This window comes from Corynebacterium hylobatis (assembly GCF_003955685.1).
Taxonomy (GTDB): domain Bacteria; phylum Actinomycetota; class Actinomycetes; order Mycobacteriales; family Mycobacteriaceae; genus Corynebacterium; species Corynebacterium hylobatis.
Genome location: NZ_RXHJ01000002.1, coordinates 292705 through 298714, shown reverse-complemented (window position 1 = coordinate 298714; position 6010 = coordinate 292705). Strand labels below are relative to the sequence as shown.

Here is a 6010-nt window from a genome sequence, read left to right as displayed (position 1 = left end):
CGGAGATCCCGGCGGACTGTGATCTGCCGGCTGAGCGGGTCAAGCGTGTGGTGGGGATGGTGGAGAAGCCGGATCCGGCGGATGCGCCGTCAACCCTGGTGGCCACGGGCCGGTATCTGCTGGACCGCGGCATTTTTGATGCGTTGCGTCGGATTGAACCTGGCAAGGGTGGGGAGATCCAGCTCACGGATGCGATTGAGCTCATGATTAGGGAGGGTCATCCGGTGCATATCGTGGTCCATGAGGGGAAACGTCATGATCTGGGGAATCCGGCGGGGTATATCCCGGCGTGTGTGGATTTCGGTCTGTCGCATCCGACGTATGGTCCGGGGTTGAAGCGGGCGATTACCGCCATCCTCGCCGAGCATGAGGCCGCTGAGGCCGCAGCAGAGCCCGTCAAGAACTGACTTTCCTCACCAGAAGGAGTGCGCAGTGCGTTCCGTTGAACAACAGCTCGCGCTTGTCACCGACGCGGCGGTCACGCCCGAGCCGGTGCGCATCGCCATCGCCGACGCCCTCGGCCTGATGTGCGCCGAAGAGGTGCAGGCCACCCGCGCCCTGCCGGGTTTCCCCCAGGCCGCGATCGACGGCTATGCCGTGCGGGCTGTGGACGTCGGCGGCGAGAAGAGGCTCGGCGCCCCGGTCCTCGACCCGGACGCGCCTGTCGAAGCGTTGGAACGTTCGCTGCCCGTCGTCGGCGAGGTCGCCGCCGGTTCGCAGCAGCCCCTGCGTCTCCAGCCGAAACAGGCCGTGCGGGTCCACACCGGCGCTCCGCTGCCCACCCTCGCTGATGCAGTCCTTCCCCTGGAGTGGACTGACCGGGGACGCCGGCGTGTCACCGCTCACCGGGCCGTGCGATCCGGTGAGTTTGTCCGCCGCACAGGTGATGACATCCAGCCCGGGGACGTGGCCGTCACCGCGGGAGCCGTCCTCGGCCCCGCCCAGATCGGACTGCTGGCCGCAGTGGGCCGCTCCAAGGTGCTGGTCTACCCCCGCCCCCGGATGTCCGTGGTCTCCGTCGGCAGGGAACTCGTTGACATCGACCGGGAGCCCGGCCTCGGCCAGGTCTACGACGTCAACTCCTACGCACTGGCCGCCGCCGGTCGGGAGGCGGGGGCCGACGTCCACCGGGTCGGCATCGCGGGTGGGGAACCACGCCGTCTGAAGGAGATCCTCGAGGCGCAGATCCAGCGCAGCGAACTCATCGTCATCTCCGGTGCCGTGGGCGGTTCGGGTTCGGAGATGTTCCGGAAGGTCATCGAGGAACTCGGGGAGATCGACACCTCCCGCGTCGCAGTGCACCCCGGTTCCGTCCAGGGTTTCGGCCTGCTGGGGGAGGAGCGCATTCCTGTGTTCCTCCTGCCGGGCAACCCGGTTTCCGCGCTGGTCACCTTCGAGGTGTTCATCCGCCCGCTCATCCGTATCTCCCTGGGTAAACGCAACATCGCCCGGCGGATGGTACGTGCACGCGCACTCAACCACATCGCCTCCCGGGAGGGTCGCCTCGGTTTCATCCGTGCCCGCCTCATGCGGGACGCAGAGACCAGTGACTACCTCGTCGAGGGTATCGGCGCTGCCACGGGTGCGCCCGCCCATCTGCTGGCAGGGCTGGCTGAGGCCAACGCCCTGATCCGGGTGCCGGAGGAGGTCACCGAGATCCGGCCCGGTGACATCGTCGACGTCATGTTCCTGGCGCAGGGTAGCTGACGGCGACGTGCTGGACCCCTTCGGTACCGCGGCCCGCTCCTTCCGGGAACCTGTTCGTGGCCCCCGCGATCTGAACCATCCCGGCTGGCCGGAATCCACGCCGACCGTGCGTCTCCCGGACGGCGGCAGGCTCCGCCTGCGCCCGCTGACCTCCCGGGATTCGCGTCCCTGGCGGGAACAGCGGCTTCTCGACGAAGCCTTTCTCCGCCCCGTCGAACCCACCGTGCCGGGCGGTTGGGAGGCGGCCCATTCCTCCACCGCCTGGTGGAACTACTTCACCAGCATGCGGGAGGCCTCCCGCAACGGACAGGTCATCCCCTTCATCATCGAATTGGACGGGCGTTTCGCCGGCCAGGTCACCCTGGGCAGCATCCAGCACGGCAGCCTCTCGGACTGCTGGATCGGCTACTGGGTCCACTCCGCCCACATGGGGCGGGGTGTGGCCACCGTCGCGTGCGGGCTGGGCACTGACCATGCCTTCCGGCGCATCGGCCTGCACCGGGTCACCGCCACCTACCTGCCCGATAACCCGGCCTCCGGCAGGGTACTGGCGCTCAACGGCTTCCGTACGGAAGGGTATCTGCGGGCGAACCTGCACATTGACGGCCGGTGGCGTGACCATCATTTCGTTGCCCAGAACGTGGAGGACCATCCCGACACCTGCGTCGATCGACTCCGCCGCATCGGGAGACTCAAGTGACTCAGGCAACTTTTCTCGGCGTGGCAGGAGTGGTTGCTGAAACAGCGCGGATAACCTTGGGGGCAGTTCCCGTCCCCTCCCGGAGGAAGAGGTACACAACGTGTCCGGAAGCCTGATCATCGTTCTGATCATCGTGGTGTGGCTGTTTGTGCTCGCACCTCTTCTTCTGCGTGGTCAGAAGCCGATCCGCAAGGCCGGGGAGGCCTTCGACGACACCCGCGTCATCCACCAGGGTGGCTCGGGGGATCTGTCTGCCCGCCGCCGTCCCCGCCTGGCCGCCACGGATGTCCGCCCGGCCCCCGCCTCCGAGGAGGACGAGACCGTCGACTACGAGCTTGTCGACGCCGACGAGGTACTGCTCGACGACGACCTGCCCACCCGCTCCAGCAAGGGCCTCTTCACCCGTACTGAGGAGCCGGTCGAGATTGTCGACGGGGGAGTGGTCCATGAACTTGCCCCCATCGCGCAGGTCGCCGAGGTCGAGGAGAAGAAGGCCGTGGCGGCCGCGGAGGAATCCGGCACCACTGTCACCGCGGAATGGGATGAGTGGGACGAGGAGGAGACGACCTACGCCTACGACGACTCCTACACCTCCCCGTCTGATTTCCTCTACCCTGATTCCGCTGAGGCAGGGGGGACGACGGCTGAGGACGTCGAGGATGAGGTGGAGAAGGACGAGCAGCTGAGCGCTGACCTCTCCGACGATGAGCTCTCCGAGGACGAGATCGAATTCGCTGAGCACCGTGCCGCCCGCGGCGGCTGGGACCCGGTCGCCGACGCCGAGTACTCGCTCACCCGCTACCAGCGTCGCCAGCGGACCCTCATCGGTCTGGCGGCAGCTGTCGTGATCACCGCGATCATCGCCTTCGTCATCGGCAGCTGGAGCTGGCTGCTCCCTGCCCTGGCGGTGGTGGTTACCGCTGTATACCTGACTGCCCTGCGCAGCCAGGTCCGTGAGGAGCAGGCCCTGCGCATGCGCCGCATCCGCCAGCTGCGCCGCGCACGCCTGGGTGTCCGCAGTGCCAACGACGACGAGCTGGATCTTCCGCGGCGTCTGCGCCGACCGGGTGCCGTCGTCCTCGAGCGTGACGACGAATCCCCCGACTTCGAGTACCTCCCGGTTGCCGACACCCGGGTCGCCCAGCTCCCCGACCGCCAGCACCGTCACGATGACCGCTACGGCCGTCGCGTAGGCTGATTTTTCTGCCCGGGCAACTGGGGAGTAATCTGGGCTGCAGCACCTTCCGGGGCTATAGCTCAGTTGGTAGAGCGTCGCGTTCGCAACGCGAAGGCCAGGGGTTCGATTCCCCTTAGCTCCACAATAAAAGGCCGCTGACCAGCACGATCACTGTGTTCGGGCAGCGGTTTTCCCCACCTGTCTCCACACCCCGGATGAACCCCGCCGGTGGGAGCCGAGCAGGTGGGTGTCCACCATGCCGATGGCCTCCATGAGGGCGTAGAGCATGGTGGGGCCGACAAACCGGAAACCGACGGCCTTGAGCTCCTTGGTGAGTGCCTCGGATTCGGGGGAGCGGGAGGCGATCTCGCCGAGCGTGCGCGGGCAGGGGGTCTGCGCGGGCTGGTGGGACCAGATGAGGTCGGCAAGGCCCCCCTGTTCCCGCAGTGCCAGGGTGGCTCGGGCGTTGAGGATCACTGCCCGGATCTTGCGTTCGTTGCGGATGATCTCGGGGTTGGCCAGCAGCCGGGCCACATCGTCTTCCCCGAAGGCGGCCACCTTTTCGGGGTCGAAGTCTGCGAAAGCGCGGCGGAAGCCCTCGCGTTTGCGCAGGACCAGCTCCCAGGACAGGCCCGCCTGGAAGGTCTCCAGGCTGAGGCGCTCGAACAGTCCCTGTTCGGTGCGCACGGGCATGCCCCATTCGGTGTCGTAGTAGTCGCGGAGCAGGTCGGTGGTGGCGGCCCAGGCGGGGCGGGCGAGTCCGTCGGAGCCGGTGATCAGGTCGGTGAATTCAGCGTCGGTCATGTCTTATTGGACTGCGTGGCCGGTTCAATGGTTCCCGAGGACCCGTTGTTCGTGTTCCAGCAGCCACTTCTTTGCGTCGAGGCCACCGCGGTAACCGCCGAGAGAGCCGTCGGCACGCAGCACACGGTGGCATGGGCGGATGATGGGCACAGGGTTGGTGGCGCAGGCGCTGCCCACGGCGCGGACGGCCTTCGGGTTGCCGCAGGTGGCGGCGAGTTCGGTGTAGGTGACGGTCTGCCCGTAGGGGATGTCCTCGAGGCAGGCCTGGGCGGCGGTGCGGAAACCTCCCTCGGGGAGGTCGAGGGGGATGTCGAAAAGCAGGCGTTCGCCGGCGAAGTACTCGGTGAGCTGGCGGGCGGCGTCGAGAAGCAGTGGCGAGGAGGGGCCGTCCGGCCCGCCGAAGTCGATGCGGGTGAGGCCGGTGTCGCTGGCGGTCAGGCTGAGGGGGCCGAGGGGTGAGTCAATGAGCACGGGGACTCCCTTCTCCGGGGGTCGGGGTCTTTCGGGGTAGTCTAATCGCATGGACAAACCGGTTGTGAGGGATGCTGCGCTGCTGTTTCTGCGTATCGTCCTCGGTACCGTGTTCGTCGCCCACGGGTGGGACAAGCTCTTCCTCACCGGGCTGACAGAGACCACCGGCCAGTTCAGTGCGTGGGGCGTGCCGCAGCCGAAGTTCTCGGTCTGGCTGGTCATGGCCACGGAACTGCTGGGCGGTGCGCTGCTGGTGGTGGGGCTGCTCACGACCCTGGTGGCGGGTGCGCTGGCGCTGCTCATGGTGGCGGCGCTGTGGTTCGTGCACGTCGGAGCCGGATTCTTCACCACCACCGGCGGCGTGGAGTTTCCTGTCGTGATGGTGGCGGCGTTGATGATGATCGTGGTTTTCGGAGCGGGGCGGGCGAGCCTGGACGGGGTGCTGACACGTGATTGACCATGACCAGGTGCAGGCGGCACTCTCCGCGCGTCTTGACGGTGAACTGTCCCCGCTGGACGACGACATCGTGGACACGCATGTGGCCAGCTGCCCCGAGTGCCGGCAGTTCCGGGACGAGGCGGTGGCACTGAGCCGGCGTCTGCGTTTCGCGGAGCCGGTGGACGGGGGCATGACCCCGCCGGATCTGTCGGAGGCCATCCTCGCGGGCGTGGAACCGGAGTGGCGCCGTACGGCCAGCGCCCGCCAGGTGGGCCTGGTGGTCTCGCGGATCCTGCTGGTCATCGCCGCTGTGTTCTGGGTGGTGTGGGGTGTGCAGCTGCTCGGTGACGCCGGCGGGCTCATTCCCGTCAGCAGCGAAGGCGTGGTCTCCCCGGACGCTGATCCGCGCACCGCCTCACTGCTTGTCGACGCCGCCGCCTTCCGCCTCTCCCTCGCCCTCGGTCTGCTGACCATCGCGTGGAAACCCCGCCTGGTCTCCGGTCTGCTGCCGGTGGTGGCCGCGCTGTGGACGTTCATGTTCGGTTTCGTGGTGCGCGACCTGGTGCTCGACGCTGTCTCCGGCACCCAGCTGCTGGGCCTGGGGCTGCTGCTGCTCACTGCCGTGGGCATGGTGTGGACGTGGCTCAACCACCACGGCTACGTCACGCTGCGTGCCGTGTGGCGGGACCTGGGGGCAGATCCGGTCTGACCG

The 6010-nt window shown here is 67.6% G+C and carries 8 protein-coding genes and 1 tRNA gene; 7 read left to right on the top strand and 2 right to left on the bottom strand.

Annotated elements, in window-relative coordinates; genetic code table 11:
• The 5 genes from EAH68_RS02700 to EAH68_RS02680 form a co-directional block, all read left to right on the top strand.
• The coding region (locus EAH68_RS02700; RefSeq protein WP_277600451.1) for a sugar phosphate nucleotidyltransferase at positions 1-407 on the top strand (407 nt) is incomplete at its 5' end.
• A 25-nt stretch (positions 408-432) separates the two neighbouring features.
• Positions 433-1707, top strand: a complete 1275-nt coding sequence (gene glp / locus EAH68_RS02695) for a molybdotransferase-like divisome protein Glp (RefSeq protein ID WP_126119768.1) — start codon at positions 433-435, stop codon at positions 1705-1707.
• A 7-nt stretch (positions 1708-1714) separates the two neighbouring features.
• Positions 1715-2407, top strand: a complete 693-nt coding sequence (locus EAH68_RS02690) for a GNAT family N-acetyltransferase (protein WP_126119767.1) — start codon at positions 1715-1717, stop codon at positions 2405-2407.
• A gap of 100 nt (positions 2408-2507) precedes the next feature.
• Positions 2508-3605 (top strand): divisome protein SepX/GlpR, encoded by a 1098-nt coding sequence (gene sepX, locus EAH68_RS02685; protein WP_126119766.1) that lies wholly within the window; start codon positions 2508-2510, stop codon positions 3603-3605.
• 48 nt (positions 3606-3653) lie between these two features.
• Positions 3654-3726, top strand: a tRNA-Ala gene (locus tag EAH68_RS02680).
• A 26-nt stretch (positions 3727-3752) separates the two neighbouring features.
• On the opposite strand, the gene EAH68_RS02675 is transcribed toward EAH68_RS02680, so the two are convergent.
• Positions 3753-4388: a DNA-3-methyladenine glycosylase I gene (locus tag EAH68_RS02675; protein WP_126119765.1), complete on the bottom strand. Its 636-nt coding sequence runs from the start codon at positions 4386-4388 to the stop codon at positions 3753-3755.
• 24 nt (positions 4389-4412) lie between these two features.
• Positions 4413-4859: a methylated-DNA--[protein]-cysteine S-methyltransferase gene (locus EAH68_RS02670; protein WP_369408304.1), complete on the bottom strand. Its 447-nt coding sequence runs from the start codon at positions 4857-4859 to the stop codon at positions 4413-4415.
• A 49-nt stretch (positions 4860-4908) separates the two neighbouring features.
• On the opposite strand from EAH68_RS02670, the gene EAH68_RS02665 reads away from it, so the two are divergent.
• A complete protein-coding gene (locus tag EAH68_RS02665) occupies positions 4909-5316 on the top strand; it encodes a DoxX family protein (RefSeq protein ID WP_126119763.1) in 408 nt (135 codons plus the stop codon).
• Positions 5309-6007 carry a zf-HC2 domain-containing protein gene (locus EAH68_RS02660; RefSeq protein ID WP_126119762.1) on the top strand — a complete coding sequence of 233 codons (699 nt, stop codon included), beginning with the start codon at positions 5309-5311 and terminating at the stop codon, positions 6005-6007. Before EAH68_RS02665 ends, EAH68_RS02660 begins: the two co-directional genes overlap by 8 nt.
• The last annotated feature ends 3 nt before the right edge of the window (positions 6008-6010 follow it).